Source organism: Bacillus sp. PAMC26543 (assembly GCF_014250375.1).
In the GTDB taxonomy this organism is placed as follows: Bacteria; Bacillota; Bacilli; order Bacillales; family Bacillaceae; genus Bacillus; species Bacillus halotolerans.
Window position 1 is genome coordinate 4008242 of sequence record NZ_CP060193.1, and the last position, 21544, is coordinate 4029785.

Consider the following 21544-nt stretch of genomic DNA (forward strand, 5'->3'; position numbering starts at 1 on the left):
ACCCATAGCTCCTCAAATAAGATAAACCTTATTATACAAGTAAACAAATAAGTACACAAAAAAACGAGACCCAAAGGGTCTCGTTTTCAATATACTATTACTCAGTGATTGTAGAAACAACGCCTGAACCAACAGTACGTCCGCCTTCACGAATAGAGAAACGAGTTCCTTCTTCGATAGCGATTGTAGAGATAAGCTCAACGTTCATTTCAGTATTGTCTCCAGGCATAACCATTTCTACGCCTTCTGGAAGATGGATAATACCAGTTACGTCAGTTGTACGGAAGTAGAACTGAGGACGGTAGTTAGAGAAGAATGGAGTATGACGTCCACCCTCTTCTTTAGAAAGAACGTAAACTTCAGCTTTGAATTTGCTGTGTGGAGTGATTGTACCTGGTTTAGCAAGTACTTGACCACGTTGGATATCTTCACGAGCTACACCGCGAAGAAGGGCACCAATGTTGTCTCCAGCTTCAGCGTAATCAAGAAGCTTACGGAACATTTCAACACCAGTAACAGTTGTTTTGCTGTTTTCTTCTTGAAGACCGATGATTTCAACTTCGTCACCGACTTTAACTTGTCCACGCTCAACACGTCCAGTAGCAACTGTACCACGACCAGTGATTGAGAATACGTCCTCAACTGGCATCATGAATGGTTTTTCAGTGTCACGTTCTGGAGTTGGGATGTACTCATCAACTGCATCCATAAGTTCGAAGATTTTAGCTTCGTACTCAGCATCTCCTTCAAGAGCTTTAAGAGCAGAACCTTTGATAACTGGTACATCATCACCAGGGAAGTCGTATTCGCTAAGAAGATCGCGAACTTCCATTTCAACTAGTTCAAGAAGCTCTTCGTCGTCTACCATGTCGCATTTGTTTAAGAATACAACGATGTATGGTACACCAACGTTTTTAGAAAGAAGGATGTGCTCACGAGTTTGTGGCATTGGGCCATCAGCAGCAGATACTACTAGGATAGCTCCGTCCATTTGCGCAGCACCAGTGATCATGTTTTTAACATAGTCAGCGTGTCCTGGGCAGTCAACGTGTGCATAGTGACGAGTTTCAGTTTCATACTCAACGTGTGCAGTAGAGATTGTGATACCGCGCTCACGTTCTTCTGGTGCACCATCAATTTGATCGTACGCCATAGCTGTACCTTTACCAGATTTCTTATGAAGTACTGTTGTGATAGCAGCAGTTAAAGTTGTTTTACCATGGTCAACGTGTCCAATTGTACCGATATTGGCATGTGATTTGGAACGGTCGAATTTTTCTTTAGCCATTCTAAAATCCTCCTTAAGAGCTTTTAATTAGTAATGTATAGAGTGATAGGAAGTGAAAGAAAGCTTTCACTTCCTCATCTTACAATAGTAGTTATACTTGAGTTAAGAGGCAAAATCAATTATTCGCCTTTATTTTTTTTGATAATTTCTTCAGCAATGCTCTTCGGCACTTCTTCGTAGTGATCCATGTGCATAGTGAACGTACCGCGACCTTGCGTGTTAGAACGAAGGGCAGTAGCGTAACCGAACATTTCAGCAAGAGGAACCATCGCACGAACAACTTGCGCGTTACCGCGAGCTTCCATACCTTCTACGCGTCCGCGACGAGAAGTAACATCACCCATGATGTCTCCCATGTATTCTTCAGGAATAACCACTTCTACTTTCATGATTGGTTCAAGAAGAACTGGGTTACATTTGCTGACTGCATTTTTCAATGCCATAGAAGCAGCAACTTTAAACGCCATTTCGTTTGAGTCAACATCATGGTAAGAGCCATCAAAAAGTTTTGCTTTAATGTCGATAAGCGGGAATCCAGCTAATACACCATTTTCAAGTGAATCTTCTAGACCTGCTTGAACAGCTGGGATGTATTCACGAGGAACAACCCCACCGACAATCGCATTTTCGAATTCAAAGCCAGCGCCTTCTTCGTTTGGTTCGAATTCAATCCAAACGTGACCGAACTGACCGCGTCCACCAGACTGACGTACGAATTTACCTTCAACTTTTGCACCGGAACGGAATGTTTCACGGTACGCAACTTGAGGAGCACCAACGTTAGCTTCTACTTTGAATTCACGCTTCATACGATCAACAATGATATCAAGGTGAAGCTCACCCATACCAGAGATGATTGTCTGACCAGTTTCCGGGTTTGTTTGAGTACGGAAAGTTGGATCCTCTTCAGCAAGTTTTGCTAAAGCGATACCCATTTTATCTTGGTCAGCTTTTGATTTAGGCTCAATTGCAACGTCGATAACTGGTTCTGGGAATTCCATTGATTCAAGGATAACTAGATCCTTTTCATCACATAGAGTATCTCCAGTAGAAGTATCTTTTAGACCTACAGCAGCTGCGATATCTCCTGCATATACAGTAGAGATTTCTTCACGGCTGTTGGCGTGCATTTGAAGGATACGTCCAACACGCTCACGTTTGCCTTTAGTTGAGTTTTTCACGTATGAACCAGAATCAAGTGTTCCAGAGTACACACGGAAGAACGTCAGCTTACCAACGTAAGGGTCAGTCATAACTTTAAATGCTAATGCAGAGAATGGCTCGTCATCAGAAGAATGACGCTCAATCTCTTCATTTGTATCAGGACGTATACCTTTGATTGCAGCAACGTCTGTTGGTGCAGGAAGGTAGTCAAGAACAGCATCAAGTACTAATTGAACACCTTTGTTTTTGAAGGCAGAACCCACAAGAACTGGGTAGAATTCAACATTTAAAGTACCTTTACGGATACCTGCTTTTAACTCGTCAATAGTGATCTCTTCACCCTCAAGGTATTTGTCCATAAGCTCTTCATCAAGCTCACATACAGCTTCAATGAGGCTGTTGCGAAGCTCTTCAGCTTGCTCTTTGTACTCTTCAGGGATTTCTTTCGCATCAGAACGAGTTCCGAGATCATCTTCGTAGAAATACGCAACGTTTTCTACTAGGTCAATGATACCTTCGAAGTTGTCTTCAGCACCGATCGGCAATTGAATTGCATGCGCGTTAGCTTGAAGACGATCTCTTAAAGTTCCTACAGAGTAAAGGAAGTCTGCACCGATTTTGTCCATTTTGTTGACGAAAACGATACGCGGTACTCCGTAAGTTGTTGCTTGACGCCAAACAGTTTCTGTTTGAGGCTCAACGCCAGACTGTGCGTCAAGTACAGCAACAGCACCATCAAGTACACGAAGAGAACGTTCAACTTCAACTGTGAAGTCTACGTGTCCTGGAGTATCGATGATGTTTACGCGGTATCCTTTCCACTGTGCAGTTGTCGCAGCGGAAGTGATTGTGATACCACGTTCTTGTTCCTGCTCCATCCAGTCCATTTGTGAAGCTCCTTCATGAGTTTCACCAATTTTGTGGATACGACCAGTATAGAACAAGATACGTTCTGTAGTAGTCGTTTTACCGGCATCAATGTGAGCCATGATCCCGATATTACGAGTTTTGTCTAAGGAGAACTCTCTTGCCATTGGGTAATTTCTCCTTCCTTATTGGGAAATTGTGTTTTTTAGTATATAAATCCTACCAACGATAGTGAGCAAATGCTTTGTTTGCTTCAGCCATCTTATGAGTATCTTCACGCTTCTTAACAGCAGCACCAGTGTTGTTAGCTGCGTCAAGGATTTCGTTAGCTAAACGCTCTTCCATCGTTTTTTCTCCGCGAAGACGAGCATAGTTAACTAACCAGCGAAGTCCAAGAGTAGTACGACGTTCAGGACGAACTTCTACAGGAACTTGGTAGTTCGCACCACCTACACGGCGTGCTTTTACTTCAAGTACAGGCATGATGTTTTTCAATGCTTGTTCGAAAACCTCCATTGCATCATTGCCAGTACGTTCTTTAATGATATCGAATGACTTGTATAGGATTGTTTGAGACTTACCTTTTTTACCGTCGATCATCATTTTGTTGATTAGACGAGATACAAGCTTAGAGTTGTAAATCGGATCAGGTAAAACGTCTCTTTTTGCTACAGGACCTTTACGTGGCATCTGAATATCCTCCCTTCATCAATTATACGTTTATACGTTTATTATTTTGCTTTAGGACGTTTAGTACCGTATTTAGAACGGCCTTGCGCACGGTTTTCAACTCCAGCAGTGTCAAGCGCACCACGAACGATGTGGTAACGTACCCCTGGTAAGTCTTTTACACGTCCGCCGCGGATAAGTACAACACTGTGCTCTTGCAGGTTGTGACCGATACCAGGAATGTAAGCAGTAACCTCAATTCCGTTAGTCAAACGAACACGAGCATATTTACGAAGTGCTGAGTTCGGTTTTTTCGGTGTCATTGTACCAACACGAGTACATACCCCGCGTTTTTGTGGAGAAGATACATTAGTGTGCTCTTTTTTAAAGCTGTTGTATCCTTTGTTAAGTGCAGGAGACTTTGAGTTTTCTACTTTACTCACGCGTCCTTTGCGAATTAGCTGATTAATTGTAGGCATGTTTTGTTCCTCCCTTCATTACGTTTTATAACCCACATACCCAGGTGGTTCATCAATAGGCAAAAAACAATGTCTTTACACGAGAATAAATCTCACGCAAAAACAAAAAGTACGTTATAACATAATGGCAACAGCTGCTGCTCCTACTTCAATTCCGCAGGCTTTGCCGAGCTTTTTCATGGATTCAACCATTGAGACAGCAATCCCATTATCTTTCGCAAGTGTTATCACACTTGACGTAAGAATAGGATCCGCGTCTTTTGCAACGACTACTTCCTTTACTGAACCTCGTTTTAGAGCTTTCACTGTTTGCTTCGTACCAATAATAATTGATTTGGCCTGTGATACTTTATCATAAGACATAAACATATCCTCCAAAGTAACAGGTTTATTTCGAGCACCTTGGTTATATTATCATTCTAGGAGACGAATGTCAACAAGGTATGACATTTTTTAGTTTCTATCTTCTCATAGAGTGATTTTTTTATTTAAATATGACTGCTGAAAGACTGTTTTGCAGTCTCTCAGCAGCATGATATCAGTTATTCAACCGGAACCATGTCCTCAGTCGGCTGAACATTTGAAACAGGTTTTACTTTTCGGTATTTCATCATTCCAGTACCAGCCGGAACAAGCTTACCGATGATAACATTCTCTTTCAGGCCGAGAAGTTCGTCACGCTTACCTTTGATCGCTGCGTCTGTAAGGACACGTGTTGTTTCCTGGAAGGAAGCAGCAGATAAGAATGAATCAGTTTCAAGAGAAGCTTTGGTAATACCGAGTAAGACAGGACGGCCTGTAGCAGGTCGTTTGCCTTCCAGCAATACCTTTTTGTTCGCTTCAGTAAATTGGTGAATATCAAGTAATGAGCCAGGAAGCACATCAGTCTCACCGGCATCAATCACACGTACTTTGCGAAGCATTTGGCGAACCATTACTTCTACGTGTTTATCGCCGATTTCAACACCCTGCATACGGTAAACCTTTTGAACCTCATGAAGAAGATACTCTTGAACAGTAGTCAGGTCAGTCACTTTAAGAAGTTCCTTCGGATCGATTGAACCTTCTGTCAGCACTTGGCCTCGAGTAATTTTATCTCCTTCCGCTACTTTTAAGCGGGAGTTATATGGTGCCGTATAAGAGCGTGTTTCAACTGCGCCTTGAACCACAATTTCCTGCTGTTTGTCGCGAACTTCATTGATTTCAACGACTGTACCGTCGATTTCGGTAATTGTTGCCTGACCTTTTGGATTACGCGCTTCGAAAAGCTCTTGGATACGCGGAAGACCCTGTGTGATATCGTCTCCTGCAACCCCGCCTGTATGGAATGTACGCATTGTTAACTGTGTACCAGGCTCACCGATTGATTGGGCAGCGATGATTCCAACTGCTTCTCCGACTTCTACATCGGTACCAGTCGCAAGGTTTCGGCCATAGCATCGTTTACATACACCATGAGGCGTATTACATGTGAAGGCAGAACGGATCCACACTTCTTCAATGCCGGCTTCAACGATTTCAATCGCTTTATCTTCATCGATCAGTTCGTTTTCGTTTACAAGCACTTCACCTGTTTCAGGGTGTTTCACTTGTTTTCTTGCAAAACGGCCGATTAAGCGTTCTTCTAAGCGCTCAATGATTTCAGTGCCTTCTCTAAGCGGTTGAGCAAGGATGCCACGGTCAGTTCCGCAATCAGTTTCACGGATGATAACATCCTGTGCAACGTCAACAAGACGGCGTGTAAGGTAACCTGAGTCAGCAGTTTTAAGGGCGGTATCGGCAAGACCTTTACGCGCACCGTGAGTGGAGATAAAGTACTCCAATACTGTCAGACCTTCACGGAAACTAGATTTGATCGGTAACTCAATGATACGTCCAGCCGGGTTGGCCATCAGACCGCGCATTCCGGCAAGCTGAGTAAAGTTAGACGCGTTACCACGGGCACCAGAGTCACTCATCATGTAGATCGGGTTGAGCTCATCAAGTGATTTCATCAGTTTGCCTTGGATAACGTCTTTTGCAGAACTCCAGATAGAGATAACTCTCTCATAGCGTTCTTCTTCAGTGATCAGACCGCGGCGGAACTGCTTCATAACGTTATCAACTTTGCCCTGTGCTTCTTCAAGAATTTCTTGTTTATCATCGAGAACGACGATATCAGAAACTCCAACTGTAATACCAGCTTTTGTTGAATATCTGAAACCTAGGTTTTTCATGCGGTCAAGCATTTTAGACGTTTCCGTAATGTGGAATCGTTTAAAGATTTCCGCGATGATTTTACCCAGAATACCTTTTTTAAACGGTGCATTGATTGGCTGCTGTGCGATGGCAGCTTTTACATCGGCACCTTTTTCTAAGAAGAAACGGTCTGGTGTTTTCTCTTCAATGTTGCTCTTCGTTGGTTCATTCATGTAAGGGAATGATTCTGGAAGAATTTCATTGAAGACCAATTTACCGACAGTTGTAATTAACAATTTTGAGCGCTGTTCTTCGGTAAATGTCACGTTCTTAAGGGAGTTCGCTGCAACAGCCACTCTCGTATGAAGGTGAACATATCCGTTTTGATAAGCAAGAAGCGCTTCATCCGTATTCTTGAAGACCATACCTTCACCAACAGCACCAGCACGCTCCAGAGTCAGGTAATAGTTACCCAGTACCATATCCTGAGACGGTGTTACAACTGGTTTACCATCTTTAGGGTTCAAGATGTTTTGAGCGGCAAGCATCAAGATGCGTGCTTCAGCTTGAGCTTCTGCAGATAATGGTACGTGAACCGCCATTTGGTCACCGTCAAAGTCAGCGTTATAAGCTGTACATACGAGCGGGTGAAGACGGATTGCGCGTCCTTCAACAAGTGTCGGTTCAAACGCTTGGATACCTAATCTGTGAAGCGTAGGGGCACGGTTCAGAAGGACCGGGTGCTCCTTGATAACTGATTCTAGTACATCCCATACTTCAGGCTGTACGCGCTCAATTTTACGTTTCGCACTCTTAATGTTGTGAGCAAGACCCTTTTCAACAAGCTCTTTCATAACGAAAGGTTTGAAAAGTTCGAGCGCCATTTCCTTCGGTAATCCGCATTGGTACATTTTCAGATGAGGACCAACGACGATTACAGAACGTCCGGAGTAATCGACACGTTTACCAAGAAGGTTTTGACGGAAACGGCCTTGCTTCCCTTTCAGCATGTGAGAAAGAGATTTTAATGGTCTGTTACCAGGACCTGTTACAGGGCGTCCGCGACGGCCGTTGTCAATTAAAGCATCGACAGCCTCTTGAAGCATACGCTTTTCGTTTTGAACGATAATGCTAGGCGCACCAAGGTCTAAAAGGCGTTTCAAACGATTGTTACGGTTGATGACACGACGATAAAGGTCGTTCAAATCAGAAGTCGCAAAACGTCCGCCATCAAGCTGAACCATCGGTCTGAGCTCAGGAGGAATAACAGGAAGCACATCAAGGATCATCCAAGAAGGCTTGTTTCCTGAGTTACGGAAGGCTTCCAAAACTTCAAGGCGTTTGATCGCACGAGTGCGACGCTGTCCTTGAGATGTTTTCAGCTCTTCTTTTAACATATCAACTTCTTTTACAAGATCGATATCTTGAAGAAGTTTATGAATCGCTTCCGCACCCATAGATGCTTGGAACTTATTACCGTACTTATCAAGATACGCACGGTATTCCTTTTCTGATAGAAGCTGTTTCTTTTCAAGCGGTGTGTTTGCCGGATCAGTTACAACGTAAGAAGCAAAGTAAATAACTTCTTCCAGTGCACGAGGCGACATATCTAACACTAGACCCATACGACTTGGGATACCTTTGAAATACCAAATGTGGGAAACTGGGGCAGCCAGTTCAATGTGCCCCATTCTCTCACGACGGACTTTAGCCCGTGTTACTTCAACTCCGCAGCGGTCACAAACTACGCCTTTATAACGAACTCGCTTGTACTTCCCGCAATGACATTCCCAGTCCTTAGTCGGTCCGAAAATGCGTTCGCAGAATAGACCGTCCTTTTCAGGTTTTAACGTACGATAGTTTATCGTTTCAGGCTTTTTCACTTCACCAAAAGACCATGAACGGATTTTATCCGGTGAAGCAAGACCGATGTTCATATACTCAAAATTGTTCACATCTAGCAAGGGGCCTACCTCCCTTTTTATCTTCGGATTAACCGATGTCACTTGCCTTTATAACTAGAGATTATTCTTTTGTTACTACATCGCGTTCAACGTCTGCAGATGCTGTTTCTTCCGGCTCTTCATCACCTGATAACGCCAGGCCGTCAGCTTGTTTTGCATCTTCTTCGTCTTCTAAATCTCTCATTTCTATTTCTTCTTCATCGCTAGAAAGGATTTTCACATCCATACCTAAACTTTGAAGTTCTTTAATTAATACTTTGAATGATTCCGGAACACCAGGTTCAGGAACGTTGTCGCCTTTAACGATGGCTTCGTATGTTTTCACACGTCCAACCACGTCATCAGACTTAACAGTCAGAATCTCTTGAAGAGTGTAAGCTGCACCGTAAGCTTCAAGTGCCCAAACCTCCATCTCACCAAAACGCTGTCCGCCAAATTGAGCTTTACCGCCAAGAGGCTGCTGCGTAACAAGTGAGTAAGGACCTGTAGAGCGTGCATGAAGTTTATCGTCAACCATGTGAGCCAGTTTAATCATGTACATGATACCGACAGATACACGGTTATCAAACGGCTCTCCGGTACGTCCGTCGTAAAGAACGGTTTTAGCGTCACGAGACATTCCGGCTTCTTCAAGTGTTTCCCAAACATCCTCTTCACGCGCTCCGTCAAATACCGGTGACGCAATGTGGATGCCGAGGTAACGAGCGGCCATACCCATGTGAAGCTCTAATACCTGCCCGATGTTCATACGTGATGGTACGCCCAGCGGGTTAAGCATGATATCAATTGGCGTGCCGTCAGGAAGATAAGGCATATCCTCTTCAGGAAGAATCTTAGAAATAACACCTTTGTTACCGTGACGACCGGCCATTTTATCCCCTTCAGAAATTTTACGCTTCTGAACGATATATACGCGCACTAACTGGTTTACACCTGGAGGAAGTTCGTCTCCGTCCTCACGGTTGAAGACTTTAACATCGTGAATAATTCCGCCGCCGCCGTGAGGCACACGAAGAGAAGTATCACGAACCTCGCGGGCTTTTTCACCAAAGATGGCGTGAAGAAGGCGTTCTTCTGCAGTAAGTTCTGTTACACCCTTAGGCGTTACTTTACCAACGAGAAGATCTCCGTCTTTTACTTCTGCCCCGATACGGATAATTCCGCGGTCATCAAGATTGCGAAGCGCATCTTCACCGACGTTCGGAATATCGCGAGTGATTTCTTCAGGCCCGAGTTTAGTATCACGTGCTTCTGATTCATATTCTTCAATGTGAATAGATGTATAAACATCATCTTTCACAAGACGTTCACTCATGATGATGGCATCCTCATAGTTGTAGCCATCCCATGTCATGAAGCCGACCATTACGTTACGGCCAAGTGCAAGTTCACCAAGCTCCATAGAAGGACCGTCAGCAAGGATTTCTCCTTTTACCACTTCATCGCCGACACTTACGATCGGACGCTGGTTGTAGCAAGTACCTTGGTTAGAGCGGACAAATTTCAGCAAGCTGTATTTATCCAGGTTGCCTTTTACTTTTTGGCCGTCTACTTCTTCATAGCGGCGAACCCAAACGTTTTTCGCTTCTACACGTTCAACGATACCAGGGTGTTTACAAATCACAGCGGCACCAGAGTCTTTACCTGATACGTATTCCATACCAGTTCCTACAAATGGCGCTTCCGGCTGCATCAAAGGCACAGCCTGACGCTGCATGTTCGCTCCCATTAGGGCACGGTTCGAGTCATCGTTTTCTAAGAACGGGATACATGCTGTCGCAGCAGATACTACCTGCTTAGGCGATACATCCATGTAATCAACACGGTTTCTAGGAACAACGGTGTTCTCACCGCGGAAACGGGCTACAATGCTGTCATCCACAAATGCACCTTCGTCATCGAGTCGTGCATTTGCCTGAGCGACAACGTAGTTATCCTCTTCATCAGCAGTTAAGTAATCGATTCTCGGCGTCACTTTTCCTGTTTCAGGATCAACGCGGCGATATGGCGTTTCAATAAAGCCAAAACGGTTTACTTTTGCATATGATGATAGTGAGTTGATCAAACCGATGTTCGGTCCCTCTGGCGTTTCAATCGGACACATACGGCCATAGTGGGAGTAGTGAACGTCACGCACTTCCATTCCGGCACGCTCACGTGTCAATCCGCCCGGTCCAAGAGCCGACAGACGGCGCTTATGTGTTAATTCAGCAAGCGGGTTCGTCTGGTCCATGAATTGAGAAAGCTGAGAGCTTCCAAAGAACTCTTTAATGGACGCAATAACAGGACGAATATTGATCAGCTGCTGAGGTGTAATTGTATTCGTATCTTGAATTGACATTCTCTCACGAACCACACGCTCCATACGGCTTAAACCGATACGGAATTGGTTCTGGAGAAGTTCACCTACAGAACGTAAACGGCGGTTTCCAAGATGGTCAATATCATCTGTGTCGCCTACTCCGTGCAGCAAGTTGAAGAAGTAGCTGATAGAAGAAATAATATCAGCAGGAGTAATGTTTTTAATCTCTTCTTCAACGTAAGCATTGCCGATGACATTAATAACCTGTTCTCCTTCTTGATCAGTAGGAGCAAAGATTTTAATGGATTGAAGCGTTACTTCATCCTCAACAACACCGCCGTTCGGATACAGCTTTCTGAAACCGATTCCGTTTTCTAAGTATGGCAGTACTTTATCAAGAGTTCTTCTATCAAGAATCTGACCTTTTTCAGCCAGGATTTCTCCTGTTTCAGGATCAACAAGCGTTTCAGCAAGTCTCTGATTAAAGAGGCGATTTTTAATATGAAGCTTTTTATTAATTTTATAGCGTCCTACATTGGCAAGATCGTATCGTTTCGGATCAAAGAAACGAGAATCAAGCAAGCTTTTCGCATTTTCCACTGTAGGCGGCTCTCCAGGACGGAGGCGCTCGTAGATTTCGAGCAGCGCTTTATCGCTGTTTTCTGTGTTATCTTTATCAAGCGTATTTCGCAGGTATTCGTTTTCTCCTACAAGATCAAGAATCTCTTGATCGGAGCCGAAGCCGAGAGCACGCAAAAGAACCGTAACCGGCAACTTACGTGTGCGATCAATGCGTACATAAACAACATCTTTCGCATCAGTTTCGTATTCTAACCATGCGCCACGGTTTGGAATGACAGTTGCGGTAAAACCTTTTTTACCGTTTTTGTCTACTTTACCACTGAAATATACACTTGGAGACCGAACAAGCTGGGAAACGATAACGCGTTCCGCACCGTTTATGATAAAAGTACCTGTATCTGTCATAATAGGGAAATCACCCATGAAGACATCTTGGTCTTTTACCTCTCCAGTTTCTTTGTTAATTAAACGAACCTTCACTCTTAGCGGAGCTGAGTAAGTCACATCACGTTCTTTTGATTCCTCTACAGGATATTTAGGCTCCCCTAAACTGTAATCAATGAACTCAAGAGAGAGGTTACCAGTGAAATCCTCAATTGGCGATATGTCTTGAAACATCTCTCTAAGACCCTCATCAAGAAACCACTGATAAGAAGAGGTTTGAATTTCAATGAGATTTGGTAATTCTAACACTTCGCTAATGCGAGCATAGCTTCTGCGCTGGCGGTGTCGTCCATACTGAACTAGTTGACCTGTCAACTGATTCACCCCTCAAATCATGCGTATTATATGTGTAATAAGCATTTCTTCCAAAGAAAGAAAACACTTTTACAAGACAAAAGAAAAAAGGGTTTCTAATTAAGAAAACCACATCCAAAAACAAATACCGATTTTATTAGCATTTCCATACTTGTATAATTTATACATAGATATTGACATTTCATCATATCAATCTAAATATATACATTGGCATTTTATAATATTAACATAGCCAAAATACCGAGTCAAACTTTTTTTGCTTTTATGATATAATAGCCTTTCTTTTTTTGAACGACAGAAACTTCTTCGAACAGTTCCTCAAGCTTTTCAATGGCAGAAGGCGCACCTTGTTTTTTCTGTATGACGATCCACAATTCACCTGAAGCTTTTAAGTGTTCAGCGCTTTTCTCAAAGATAGCATGGACAACTTTTTTTCCGGCTCGGATTGGGGGATTTGTAAGAATAGAAGCAAATGTTTGAGCAGAGTCAACGTTTGAAAACAAATCGCTTTGGTAAATCTCAACATTTGTTATTCCGTTTCGTTCTGCATTTTCATTTGATAACTCTACGGCTCTTTCATTAACATCAATCATGTGGATGGTCCGGTCTTTAAAGTCGCTGGCCAGCGATAATCCAATCGGGCCATAGCCGCAGCCCACATCTAGAAAGCTGCCCTCAACTTCAGGCTTTTCAAAAGATTCGACCAGCAGGCGCGAGCCAAAATCGACTTCCTTTTTAGAAAAAACACCGCTGTCGCTGGTAAACGTAAACTCCTTGTTTCGAAGCCTAAAAGACCATGTTTGTTTGTTGCTTTTTACTGAAGGTTTTTCTGAATAATAGTGCTCACTCATTATTAGAACCTCCTTTTTTTCATAACTTAAAGAATGGCAAAGAAAAAGCCCGCCTCATAAAAGCGAGCTTCCCCTACAGGCAAGTGAAGATTACTTAACTTCTACAGAAGCGCCAACTTCTTCAAGTTTAGCTTTAAGCTCTTCAGCTTCTTCTTTAGCAATACCTTCTTTAAGTGGTTTTGGAGTGTTGTCAACAAGTTCTTTAGCTTCTTTCAAGCCAAGACCAGTGATTTCACGTACAACTTTGATAACTTTGATTTTTTGAGAACCTGCACCAGCAAGGATAAGGTCGAATTCGCTTTGCTCTTCAGCAGCTCCGCCTGCAGCAGCTCCGCCAGCTACAGCTACAGGAGCAGCAGCAGTTACGCCAAATTCTTCTTCGATTGCTTTTACTAGGTCGTTCAATTCAAGTACAGTTGCTTCTTTAACGGAAGCAATGATTTCTTCGATATTTAAAGCCATTTGTAATTCCTCCATTTGTTTTGATTTTTAAAAACTGATTAGATTAAGCGCCTTGTTCTTCCTTTTGATCTGCCACAGCTTTTGCAGCAAGAGCAAGGTTGCGAACTGGAGCTTGAAGTACGCTAAGCAACATAGAAAGCAAGCCTTCGCGTGATGGAAGTTCAGCAAGAGCTTTCACTTCTTCAACAGTAGAAACTTTACCTTCGATAACGCCAGCTTTGATTTCAAGAGCTTCATGCTGTTTAGCAAACTCGTTAAGAACTTTAGCTGGAGCGACAACATCCTCAGTACTGAATGCAATTGCATTCGGTCCAGTTAAGACATCATTCAAACCATCAAGTTCAGCTTGTTCAACCGCACGGCGAGTCATTGTGTTTTTGTAAACTTTGAACTCAACGTTAGCTTCACGAAGCTGTTTACGAAGTTCTGTTACTTCAGAAACGTTAAGTCCGCGGTAATCAACGATGATCGTTGATTTGCTTTCTTTTAATTTAGAAGCAATTTCTTCAACAACAACTTTTTTTGTTTCAATTGCGCTGCTCATGGTTACACCTCCTGTAGATTCTTGTGTAACACTTATACCGTCAGGTGATCACGACTGAGAAACGGATTCCATATAAAAAGCCTCCATGAGACATGGAGGCTGTATATACAAGCATACGTAACGTAATAGCTGTGATAATATACACCTCGGTAGGATATTAAGCTGTTAAGCCCCTACTGTCTACGGTATAAATGATATATTATATTTTACAACATTTTGAATCATATCAGAATGTTGAATTCATGTCAATATTATTTTACGTTGAAAGTTGAAGCATCTACTTTGACACCAGGTCCCATAGTAGAAGTTACAGCAACGTTTTTCACGTAAACACCTTTTGCTGCAGCAGGTTTTGCTTTCAGGATTGTATCATACATTGTTGTGAAGTTCTCAACAAGTTTTTCATCCTCGAAAGAAACTTTACCGATAGGAACATGGATGTTTCCAGCTTTATCAACGCGGTATTCAACTTTACCAGCTTTGATTTCGCCGATTGCTTTTTCAACTTCGAAAGTAACTGTACCAGTTTTAGGGTTTGGCATTAAACCTTTTGGTCCAAGTACACGACCGATTTTACCAACTTCACCCATCATGTCAGGTGTAGCTACGATTACATCGAAATCGAACCAGCCTTGTTGAATTTTGTTGATGTAGTCAGTATCTCCAACGTAATCTGCACCAGCAGCTTCAGCTTCTTTCGCTTTTTCGCCTTTTGCGAAAACGAGAACGCGCTGAGTTTTACCAGTTCCGTTTGGAAGCACAACTGCTCCGCGGATTTGCTGGTCGTTTTTACGAGGGTCAACCCCTAGACGGAATGCAACTTCAACTGTAGCGTCGAATTTAGCTGTGTTTGTTTTTTTAACAAGAGCTACTGCTTCAGAAACATCGTAAGCTTTCGCACGATCTACAAGCTTAGCAGCTTCTGCGTACTTTTTACCTTTTTTAGCCATTTTAAAATTTCCTCCTTATGTGGTTATAGCGGAATAACCTCCCACGAATAAGGGTTGCGAACTTGTGAAAACTCGCAACCCGACAAGAAACAAATTAATCCTCGATTACAATACCCATACTGCGTGCAGTACCTTCAACCATGCGCATTGCCGCTTCAACGTCTGCTGCGTTTAAGTCAGGCATTTTCGTTTCAGCGATTTCGCGTACTTTATCGCGCTTAACGGTTGCCACTTTATTACGGTTTGGTTCACCAGAACCAGACTCAATTCCAGCTGCTTTTTTAAGCAATACTGCAGCAGGTGGAGTTTTTGTAATAAATGTAAATGAACGGTCTTCGTAAACCGAAATTTCAACAGGAATGATTAAACCAGCTTGGTCAGCTGTACGAGCGTTAAACTCCTTACAGAATCCCATGATATTAACACCGGCTTGACCTAGTGCAGGTCCAACTGGCGGCGCTGGGTTAGCTTTTCCAGCAGGAATTTGCAATTTTACAACTTTTACTACTTTTTTAGCCACGAGACACACCTCCTTAAGTCCGTGATGTGGTAATAGGGTAAACCCTCCCACTCAAGGTTTCATTCTTTATATGAATGATGAAATATCAAGCTAGCTGCCTTGGATAAGTCCAAGACGTACCTTTGCTATATTATCATTTATATATAGCAATTTCAAGTTTTTTCACATTACAATTTGTCGATCTGGGTAAATTCCAGCTCAACCGGCGTTTCACGGCCGAACATATTAACGAAAACTTTAACCTTGCTTTTATCGTAGTCAATCTCTTCAATTGATCCCGTAAAGTTGGCAAAAGGTCCGTCTATCACTTTCACTGTCTCTTTTAATTCAAAGTCAATGTCAGTTTTGCGTTCGTCCATACCCATTCTCTTCAGAATGGTTTCTGCTTCGCCAGGAAGAAGCGCCGTCGGTTTTGAACCAGAGCCGGCAGAACCTACGAATCCAGTAACACCAGGTGTGTTGCGGACAACATACCAAGAATCATCCGTCATGACGATTTCAACAAGGACATAACCAGGGAATACTTTCTTTTTGACGACTTTTTTCTTGCCGTTTTTGATATCCGTCTCTTCTTCTTCAGGTACGACTACACGAAAAATCTTATCCTGCATCCCCATTGATTCAACACGTTTTTCCAAGTTGGCTTTTACTTTGTTCTCATAACCAGAGTACGTGTGAACAACATACCAATTCTTTTCCATTCTCTTCAGGACTGTCCAGTCCTTCCCTCCCCGCATTTGGTTTTAGTGTACTACCATAACGCTTCATGCAATAAATAGGCGGTAAGCCTATGATAACTTTCATTTTTAACCCACAATAAAAAACCCGCTGAACGGGTTTTGGCAAGTGATATTATGATCTATTATAGCACGTATTGCTGATCATTATTCAACTATTAAACGAATTAATTGAGAAATTCCTGTGTCAAGGAGGGCAAAAAAGATAATAAAAAAGATAACTGTTGAAATAACCGTGATGGTATAGCGAGTTAACTCTTTTCCTTTAGGCCAGCTTACCTTTTTCATTTCTTTCCCAACATCTTTAAAGAATCTCATAATACGCATGTAAAAGACCTCCACAATTTAAAAGCGCAAACACTATTTTGTTTCAAGATGAGCTGTATGTGAATTGCAAGTACTGCAGTATTTCTTTACTTCTAATCGCTCAGCCGCTGATGCAGAGCTCTTCATTGTCGTATAGTTACGGTTTCCGCATGTCTTGCATGCTAACGTAATCTTTTTTCTCATGTCATTACACCTTTTTCTAAATAGACATTAGTTCTTATCTTAAGTAACATATCATAGTCAGAAAAATACTGTCAATATACCATAAATCCCTATTACAAACTGATCTCGCGAATTTCCAGGTACTTCTCCAGCTTGCGTTTGACTCGCTGAAGGGCGTTATCGATCGATTTGACATGGCGGTTCAGCTCATCTGAAATCTCTTGGTAGCTTCTTCCGTCTAGATATAATACAAGTACTTTTCTCTCTAAATCACTTAAAAGTTCTCCCATTTTCATTTCAATATCATCAAATTCTTCCTGATTGATAATCATTTCTTCTGGGTTTAACGTTTTCGCTCCCGAAATGACATCAAGCAGCGTTCGATCTGATTCTTCATCAAAAATCGGTTTATCTAATGAGACGTAGGAATTCAAAGGAATGTGTTTCTGGCGAGTAGCTGTCTTTATTGCGGTAATAATTTGGCGGGTAATACATAATTCTGCGAAAGCTTTGAAAGAGGTAAGCTTGTCCTCTTTGAAGTCACGAATAGACTTATAGAGGCCTATCATTCCTTCCTGAACAATATCTTCTCTGTCCGCACCTATTAAAAAATAGGATCTTGCTTTTGCACGAACAAAGTTTCGGTACTTCGTAATCAAGTAATCTAACGCATCACTGTCCCCAACATGAACCTTTTCAATGACCTGCTCGTCCTCCAACTGGCAAAACTGCTCTTTGTTGAATTTTCCCTTGTTGTTCTGTAGATTCACTCCGATCCCCCCGGCGCACGTAGATAGAAATATTATACATTACTGGACAAAAAAGCGTCAACTTAATCTAAGTCGCCCCTCCGCCATTTTTCAAACGTTTTCAAAACCTCTTCCGATAAAGCAATTTTACCCGCTGGCTTTTCGGAAGTGATCTTTCTTACCCGCCTTTCGATTCGCCTTTCTATCGCTTCTACCTCTCTCAAGAGCTCCCGGGCCGATTTTCGCAATGCCCCTTGTCCGAAAATCGCCCACTGCTCAGTGTAGTCAGAGGTCGCAACATGAATTTGAGTCGCAATGTTATTCAGATCCTGTGCCAGCTTTTCTATCCGCTCATCCGCAGTCTCATTTTCTTTTGTGAAAATCACTTCAACTCTGTGGTTAGTCTGTTTTTTCTCAATTCCCTTCACAAGATGCGCGTCAAATACGACAATAACCCTGTTTCCTGTATACGATTGATATTCCGCCATTTTCTGAATCAGTACGTCTCTCGCCTCTTCAAAACTATTCGCTTTTAAATCCTTCAGCTGCGGCCAGGCTCCAATCATGTTGTATCCGTCTACTAACAGGATATCCATTGATCATTATTCTCCCAGAGGGTTTCGCTTCCGGTAGACTTCATACATCAAAAGCCCCGCCGCTACAGATGCATTGAGTGAAGTAACTTTACCTGCCATCGGGAGTTTAATAAGAAAATCACATTTTTCTTTAATCAGGCGTCCCATTCCTTTTCCTTCACTTCCGATGACGAGAGCCAAAGGCATGCTGCCGTCCATTGTGCGGTAATCCTCCCGCGCGGATGCATCCGTTCCGACAACCCAGATTCCCCGCTCTTTCATTTCCTCTAGCGTTCGCGCCAAATTGGTGACCTTCGCCACTGGAATATGCTCAATTGCGCCTGTTGAAGCTTTTGCCACTGTAGTTGTCAGACCGACAGCTCTGCGTTTTGGAATGACAATGCCATGGGCGCCGACTGCATCAGCTGTTCTCATAATTGAACCGAGATTATGAGGGTCCTCAAGCTCGTCCAGAATGAGAAAGAAAGGCTGTTCATTTCTTCCCTCTGCCGCTTTATATAAGTCGTCCAGTTCCGCGTACTCATACGCTGCGACCTGCGCCACTACACCTTGGTGCTGCCCCGTCACAATTTGGTCGAGTTTTTTTCTAGGGACGTATTGAATGGTGATGCCCTGCTTTTTCGCAAGCTCAATCACCTGCTGTGCTTGTCCCTTTACGGTGTTTTCCGCCATCCACAGCTTATACAGCTTGCGATCTGATTTTAACGTCTCGATCACTGCATTTTTTCCTATGACGTAATCATGTTGCTGACTCATTTGTTTTCCTCCCTGACCGTTCCGAATTGTATAGCTTCAGCAACAAGCTGATTCAGTCTTTCTTCTTTTTTCTCAAGAAAAAGATAGCCCAGCAGTGCTTCAAATGCTGTACTATAGCGGTACGTCTGCACATCTGTATTTTTAGGTATCGTTCCCGACTTGGCATTTCTGCCTCTTTTCAGCACCGCTTCCTCTTCTTCCGTGAAAAAGGATTGATTCCGCAGAAAGAAAAGGATCTCAGCCTGTGACTTTGCCGATACGATCCGGCTTGATTTCTTGTGAAGATCATTTGGTTTGGTAAATCCCTGCTTAAGCAGGTGATGCCTCACATAAACTTCAAAAATGGCATCACCTATATAAGCAAGCGCAAGGCCGTTAAGCTGCTTTGAATCTTTTATCGTTTCAAAATCAAGCATCCGTTATTCTCCCCGTTTCCAGCGAGTGCCTTGAGCCGTATCTTCAAGAATGATATTCATGCTTTTCAGCTGGTCGCGGATCTGATCAGACAGAGCAAAATCACGATTGCGGCGCGCTTCATTTCTTTTTTCAATCAAATCTTCAATCTCTTGATCCAGAAGCTCCTGCTCACCCAGTGAGAAACCGAGGACAGAAACAATTCGGTCAAACATGTCAATAAACGCTGTAATAACGTGATCTGCCGTATGATCTTCCTGAAGATAATAGTTCGCATTCTTCGCCAAATCGAATAAAACAGAAATGGCATTCGCTGTATTAAAATCATCATCCATTGCTTCTTCAAATGCTGTTCGATGTTCTTCAATCTTTGCAAGCCATTTATCATCATCTTCTGTTAAATTCGTGCTGCTGTTTAAACGGTACTGAAGGTTGCTGTACGCTGTTTTCAACCGGTTAAACGCGCTCTTTGTGTTCTCCAGAAGCTCTTCTGAATAGTTAATTGGGTGACGATAGTGAACAGACAGCATAAAGAATCTGAGCAGCTGCGGATCATGCTGTTTAATAATGTCATGCACAAGCACAAAGTTGCCGAGTGATTTTGACATTTTTTCATTATCGATATTGATATAGCCGTTATGAAGCCAGTATTTCGCAAATATTTTGCCAGTCAGCGCTTCTGATTGAGCAATTTCATTTTCATGGTGAGGGAATGTTAAATCCTGGCCGCCTGCATGGATATCAATTTGATCACCTAAGTACTTTTTCACCATCGCAGAGCATTCAATGTGCCAGCCCGGACGTCCTTTCCCCCAAGGGCTATCCCAAGAGATTTCTCCTTCTTTAGCCGCTTTCCACAGAGCGAAATCAAGAGCATCTTCTTTTTTCTCGCCAACTCGGATGCGCGCGCCAGATCTCAATTCATCAATCGATTGCTGCGAGAGCTTTCCGTATCCCTCAAATGCTCTTGTTTTGAAATAAACATCTCCTTCAGATTCATAAGCATAGCCCTTTTTCACCAGCTGATCTATGAAATCAATAATCGCGTCCATGTTTTCCATGACGCGCGGATGAAGGTCCGCTTTTCTGCAGCCAAGAGCGCCCACATCTTCAAAGTATGCCTTAATAAAACGCTCAGAAATGGTTGGAACATCTTCACCAAGTTCATTTGCCGCTTTAATTAATTTATCATCTACATCTGTGAAGTTAGAGACATATTGGACATCGTAGCCTTTATACTCCAAATAGTTTCGAACCGTGTCATAAACGATGGCCGGACGGGCATTTCCAATATGAATATAATTGTAAACCGTAGGTCCGCACACGTACATTTTTACTTTTCCCTCTTCAAGAGGAACGAACGTTTCCTTCTGTCTAGTCAATGTATTATAAAGAGTGATTGTCATTTTTGATTAATCCTTTCTTTTCTGTCTTCAAGTTCCGTCTTCAGCTCTAAAATCTGCTGTTCCAAAGACTTAAACCGGTCAGCAACCGGATCGGGTAAATCCTGATGGTTTAAATCCCGTTTGATTTTCTTGCCGTTTTGCACGACAACCCTTCCCGGGATGCCGACAACTGTAGAGTAGTCCGGAACATCGTGCAGCACAACTGAACCAGCCCCTATTTTAGAGCCTTCACCGACAGTTATTGAACCGAGCACTTTAGCACCTGTCGCTATCAATGCGTCATCTTTAATTGTCGGATGCCTTTTTCCCCTTTCTTTCCCCGTTCCTCCGAGGGTAACCCCCTGAAAAACGGTTACGTTATTGCCGATTTCACATGTCTCCCCAATGACAACCCCCATCCCATGGTCTATGAAAAATCTTCTTCCGATCGTAGCCCCTGGGTGGATTTCAATTCCTGTAAAAAATCGGCTCACCTGAGATATAAGGCGTGCAAGGAAATAAAATTTTCGTTTATATAAAGCATGTGCAATCCGATGCGCCCATATAGCATGTAAACCGGAATAAGTTAAAATCACTTCAAAATAACTTCGTGCTGCAGGATCTTGATCGAACACCGTATCAATGTCTTCTTTGAGCATTTTAAAAAACACATGCTTCCCCCCATTCTACCCGCTATCATCTATCTATTTCCTCTAGACCCAATAAAAAAAGCGCCTCTGCATGTAAACATGACAGAGACGCTTTGACCGCGCGGTTCCACTCTGTTTGAAAAGCAGACTCCTGCTCTCCCAACTTCAGCCTGTAACGGCGGCGGCCGC

At 42.8% G+C, this 21544-nt stretch carries 20 protein-coding genes, 1 pseudogene and 2 other annotated features (1 of these 23 only partly in view); all 21 genes and pseudogenes read right to left on the reverse strand.

All coding sequences use genetic code 11. From position 1 onward, the window contains the following. Positions 1-97 precede the first annotated feature (97 nt). Positions 98-1288, reverse strand: a complete 1191-nt coding sequence (tuf, locus tag H7F27_RS20220) for an elongation factor Tu (RefSeq protein ID WP_010332768.1) — start codon at positions 1286-1288, stop codon at positions 98-100. Between the two features lie 119 nt (positions 1289-1407). After that, positions 1408-3486, reverse strand: a complete 2079-nt coding sequence (fusA, locus tag H7F27_RS20225; protein ID WP_095714790.1) for an elongation factor G — start codon at positions 3484-3486, stop codon at positions 1408-1410. 52 nt (positions 3487-3538) lie between these two features. Next, on the reverse strand, positions 3539-4009 hold the full coding sequence (rpsG, locus tag H7F27_RS20230) for a 30S ribosomal protein S7 (RefSeq protein WP_003225784.1): 471 nt from the start codon (positions 4007-4009) through the stop codon (positions 3539-3541). A 41-nt stretch (positions 4010-4050) separates the two neighbouring features. After that, complete coding sequence (gene rpsL, locus H7F27_RS20235; RefSeq protein ID WP_003156445.1) at positions 4051-4467, reverse strand: 30S ribosomal protein S12; 417 nt, start codon at positions 4465-4467, stop codon at positions 4051-4053. Positions 4468-4581: 114 nt separating this feature from the next. Further along, complete coding sequence (locus H7F27_RS20240; protein ID WP_059291694.1) at positions 4582-4830, reverse strand: 50S ribosomal protein L7ae-like protein; 249 nt, start codon at positions 4828-4830, stop codon at positions 4582-4584. Positions 4831-5009: 179 nt separating this feature from the next. Continuing rightward, the gene (gene rpoC, locus H7F27_RS20245) at positions 5010-8609 is read right to left on the reverse strand and encodes a DNA-directed RNA polymerase subunit beta' (RefSeq protein WP_044153421.1); all 3600 of its coding nucleotides are present in this window, start codon (positions 8607-8609) and stop codon (positions 5010-5012) included. A gap of 61 nt (positions 8610-8670) precedes the next feature. Beyond that, on the reverse strand, positions 8671-12252 hold the full coding sequence (rpoB, locus tag H7F27_RS20250; protein ID WP_044153423.1) for a DNA-directed RNA polymerase subunit beta: 3582 nt from the start codon (positions 12250-12252) through the stop codon (positions 8671-8673). A 245-nt stretch (positions 12253-12497) separates the two neighbouring features. After that, entirely contained in the window at positions 12498-13103 is a 606-nt protein-coding gene (locus tag H7F27_RS20255) for a class I SAM-dependent methyltransferase (protein ID WP_185848351.1), read from the reverse strand. 90 nt (positions 13104-13193) lie between these two features. Continuing rightward, a complete protein-coding gene (gene rplL, locus H7F27_RS20260) occupies positions 13194-13565 on the reverse strand; it encodes a 50S ribosomal protein L7/L12 (RefSeq protein ID WP_003156436.1) in 372 nt (123 codons plus the stop codon). A 43-nt stretch (positions 13566-13608) separates the two neighbouring features. Next, positions 13609-14109, reverse strand: a complete 501-nt coding sequence (gene rplJ / locus H7F27_RS20265) for a 50S ribosomal protein L10 (RefSeq protein WP_044153425.1) — start codon at positions 14107-14109, stop codon at positions 13609-13611. Between the two features lie 64 nt (positions 14110-14173). Beyond that, positions 14174-14313, reverse strand: a sequence feature (ribosomal protein L10 leader region). A 47-nt stretch (positions 14314-14360) separates the two neighbouring features. Beyond that, positions 14361-15059 carry a 50S ribosomal protein L1 gene (gene rplA / locus H7F27_RS20270; RefSeq protein ID WP_003225765.1) on the reverse strand — a complete coding sequence of 233 codons (699 nt, stop codon included), beginning with the start codon at positions 15057-15059 and terminating at the stop codon, positions 14361-14363. 94 nt (positions 15060-15153) lie between these two features. Next, complete coding sequence (rplK, locus tag H7F27_RS20275; protein ID WP_003156430.1) at positions 15154-15579, reverse strand: 50S ribosomal protein L11; 426 nt, start codon at positions 15577-15579, stop codon at positions 15154-15156. Between the two features lie 167 nt (positions 15580-15746). Beyond that, positions 15747-16280 (reverse strand): transcription termination/antitermination protein NusG, encoded by a 534-nt coding sequence (nusG, locus tag H7F27_RS20280; RefSeq protein WP_010332761.1) that lies wholly within the window; start codon positions 16278-16280, stop codon positions 15747-15749. Between the two features lie 183 nt (positions 16281-16463). Further along, positions 16464-16643 (reverse strand): preprotein translocase subunit SecE, encoded by a 180-nt coding sequence (gene secE, locus H7F27_RS20285; protein ID WP_010327716.1) that lies wholly within the window; start codon positions 16641-16643, stop codon positions 16464-16466. A 33-nt stretch (positions 16644-16676) separates the two neighbouring features. Next, complete coding sequence (gene rpmG, locus H7F27_RS20290) at positions 16677-16826, reverse strand: 50S ribosomal protein L33 (RefSeq protein ID WP_003156421.1); 150 nt, start codon at positions 16824-16826, stop codon at positions 16677-16679. A 92-nt stretch (positions 16827-16918) separates the two neighbouring features. Continuing rightward, complete coding sequence (gene sigH / locus H7F27_RS20295) at positions 16919-17575, reverse strand: RNA polymerase sporulation sigma factor SigH (protein ID WP_003225758.1); 657 nt, start codon at positions 17573-17575, stop codon at positions 16919-16921. Between the two features lie 62 nt (positions 17576-17637). Further along, on the reverse strand, positions 17638-18150 hold the full coding sequence (gene rae1 / locus H7F27_RS20300; protein WP_044153431.1) for a ribosome-dependent mRNA decay endonuclease Rae1/YacP: 513 nt from the start codon (positions 18148-18150) through the stop codon (positions 17638-17640). A 6-nt stretch (positions 18151-18156) separates the two neighbouring features. Continuing rightward, on the reverse strand, positions 18157-18906 hold the full coding sequence (gene rlmB, locus H7F27_RS20305) for a 23S rRNA (guanosine(2251)-2'-O)-methyltransferase RlmB (RefSeq protein WP_185848352.1): 750 nt from the start codon (positions 18904-18906) through the stop codon (positions 18157-18159). After that, positions 18890-19322: pseudogene (locus H7F27_RS20310) on the reverse strand (mini-ribonuclease 3). The gene rlmB and the pseudogene H7F27_RS20310 overlap by 17 nt, the downstream one beginning before the upstream one ends. A 3-nt stretch (positions 19323-19325) precedes the next feature. Next, positions 19326-20726: a cysteine--tRNA ligase gene (gene cysS, locus H7F27_RS20315; RefSeq protein ID WP_185848353.1), complete on the reverse strand. Its 1401-nt coding sequence runs from the start codon at positions 20724-20726 to the stop codon at positions 19326-19328. After that, entirely contained in the window at positions 20723-21376 is a 654-nt protein-coding gene (cysE, locus tag H7F27_RS20320; protein ID WP_059336716.1) for a serine O-acetyltransferase, read from the reverse strand. Before cysE ends, cysS begins: the two co-directional genes overlap by 4 nt. Positions 21377-21456: 80 nt before the next feature. After that, positions 21457-21544, reverse strand: a binding site (T-box leader) (it continues 143 nt past the right edge of the window).

Bases quoted from the DNA above. Each gene is read 5' to 3' on its own strand.
- H7F27_RS20240 (WP_059291694.1), bottom strand. From the start codon at position 4,830: ATGTCTTATGATAAAGTATCACAGGCCAAATCAATTATTATTGGTACG.
- fusA (WP_095714790.1), bottom strand. From the start codon at position 3,486: ATGGCAAGAGAGTTCTCCTTAGACAAAACTCGTAATATCGGGATCATG.
- rpsG (WP_003225784.1), bottom strand. From the start codon at position 4,009: ATGCCACGTAAAGGTCCTGTAGCAAAAAGAGACGTTTTACCTGATCCG.
- rlmB (WP_185848352.1), bottom strand. From the start codon at position 18,906: ATGAGTCAGCAACATGATTACGTCATAGGAAAAAATGCAGTGATCGAG.
- cysS (WP_185848353.1), bottom strand. From the start codon at position 20,726: ATGACAATCACTCTTTATAATACATTGACTAGACAGAAGGAAACGTTC.
- nusG (WP_010332761.1), bottom strand. From the start codon at position 16,280: ATGGAAAAGAATTGGTATGTTGTTCACACGTACTCTGGTTATGAGAAC.
- rae1 (WP_044153431.1), bottom strand. From the start codon at position 18,150: ATGGATATCCTGTTAGTAGACGGATACAACATGATTGGAGCCTGGCCG.
- tuf (WP_010332768.1), bottom strand. From the start codon at position 1,288: ATGGCTAAAGAAAAATTCGACCGTTCCAAATCACATGCCAATATCGGT.
- H7F27_RS20255 (WP_185848351.1), bottom strand. From the start codon at position 13,103: ATGAGTGAGCACTATTATTCAGAAAAACCTTCAGTAAAAAGCAACAAA.
- rplL (WP_003156436.1), bottom strand. From the start codon at position 13,565: ATGGCTTTAAATATCGAAGAAATCATTGCTTCCGTTAAAGAAGCAACT.
- rpmG (WP_003156421.1), bottom strand. From the start codon at position 16,826: ATGAGAAAAAAGATTACGTTAGCATGCAAGACATGCGGAAACCGTAAC.
- rplJ (WP_044153425.1), bottom strand. From the start codon at position 14,109: ATGAGCAGCGCAATTGAAACAAAAAAAGTTGTTGTTGAAGAAATTGCT.
- rpsL (WP_003156445.1), bottom strand. From the start codon at position 4,467: ATGCCTACAATTAATCAGCTAATTCGCAAAGGACGCGTGAGTAAAGTA.
- secE (WP_010327716.1), bottom strand. From the start codon at position 16,643: ATGCGTATTATGAGATTCTTTAAAGATGTTGGGAAAGAAATGAAAAAG.
- rplA (WP_003225765.1), bottom strand. From the start codon at position 15,059: ATGGCTAAAAAAGGTAAAAAGTACGCAGAAGCTGCTAAGCTTGTAGAT.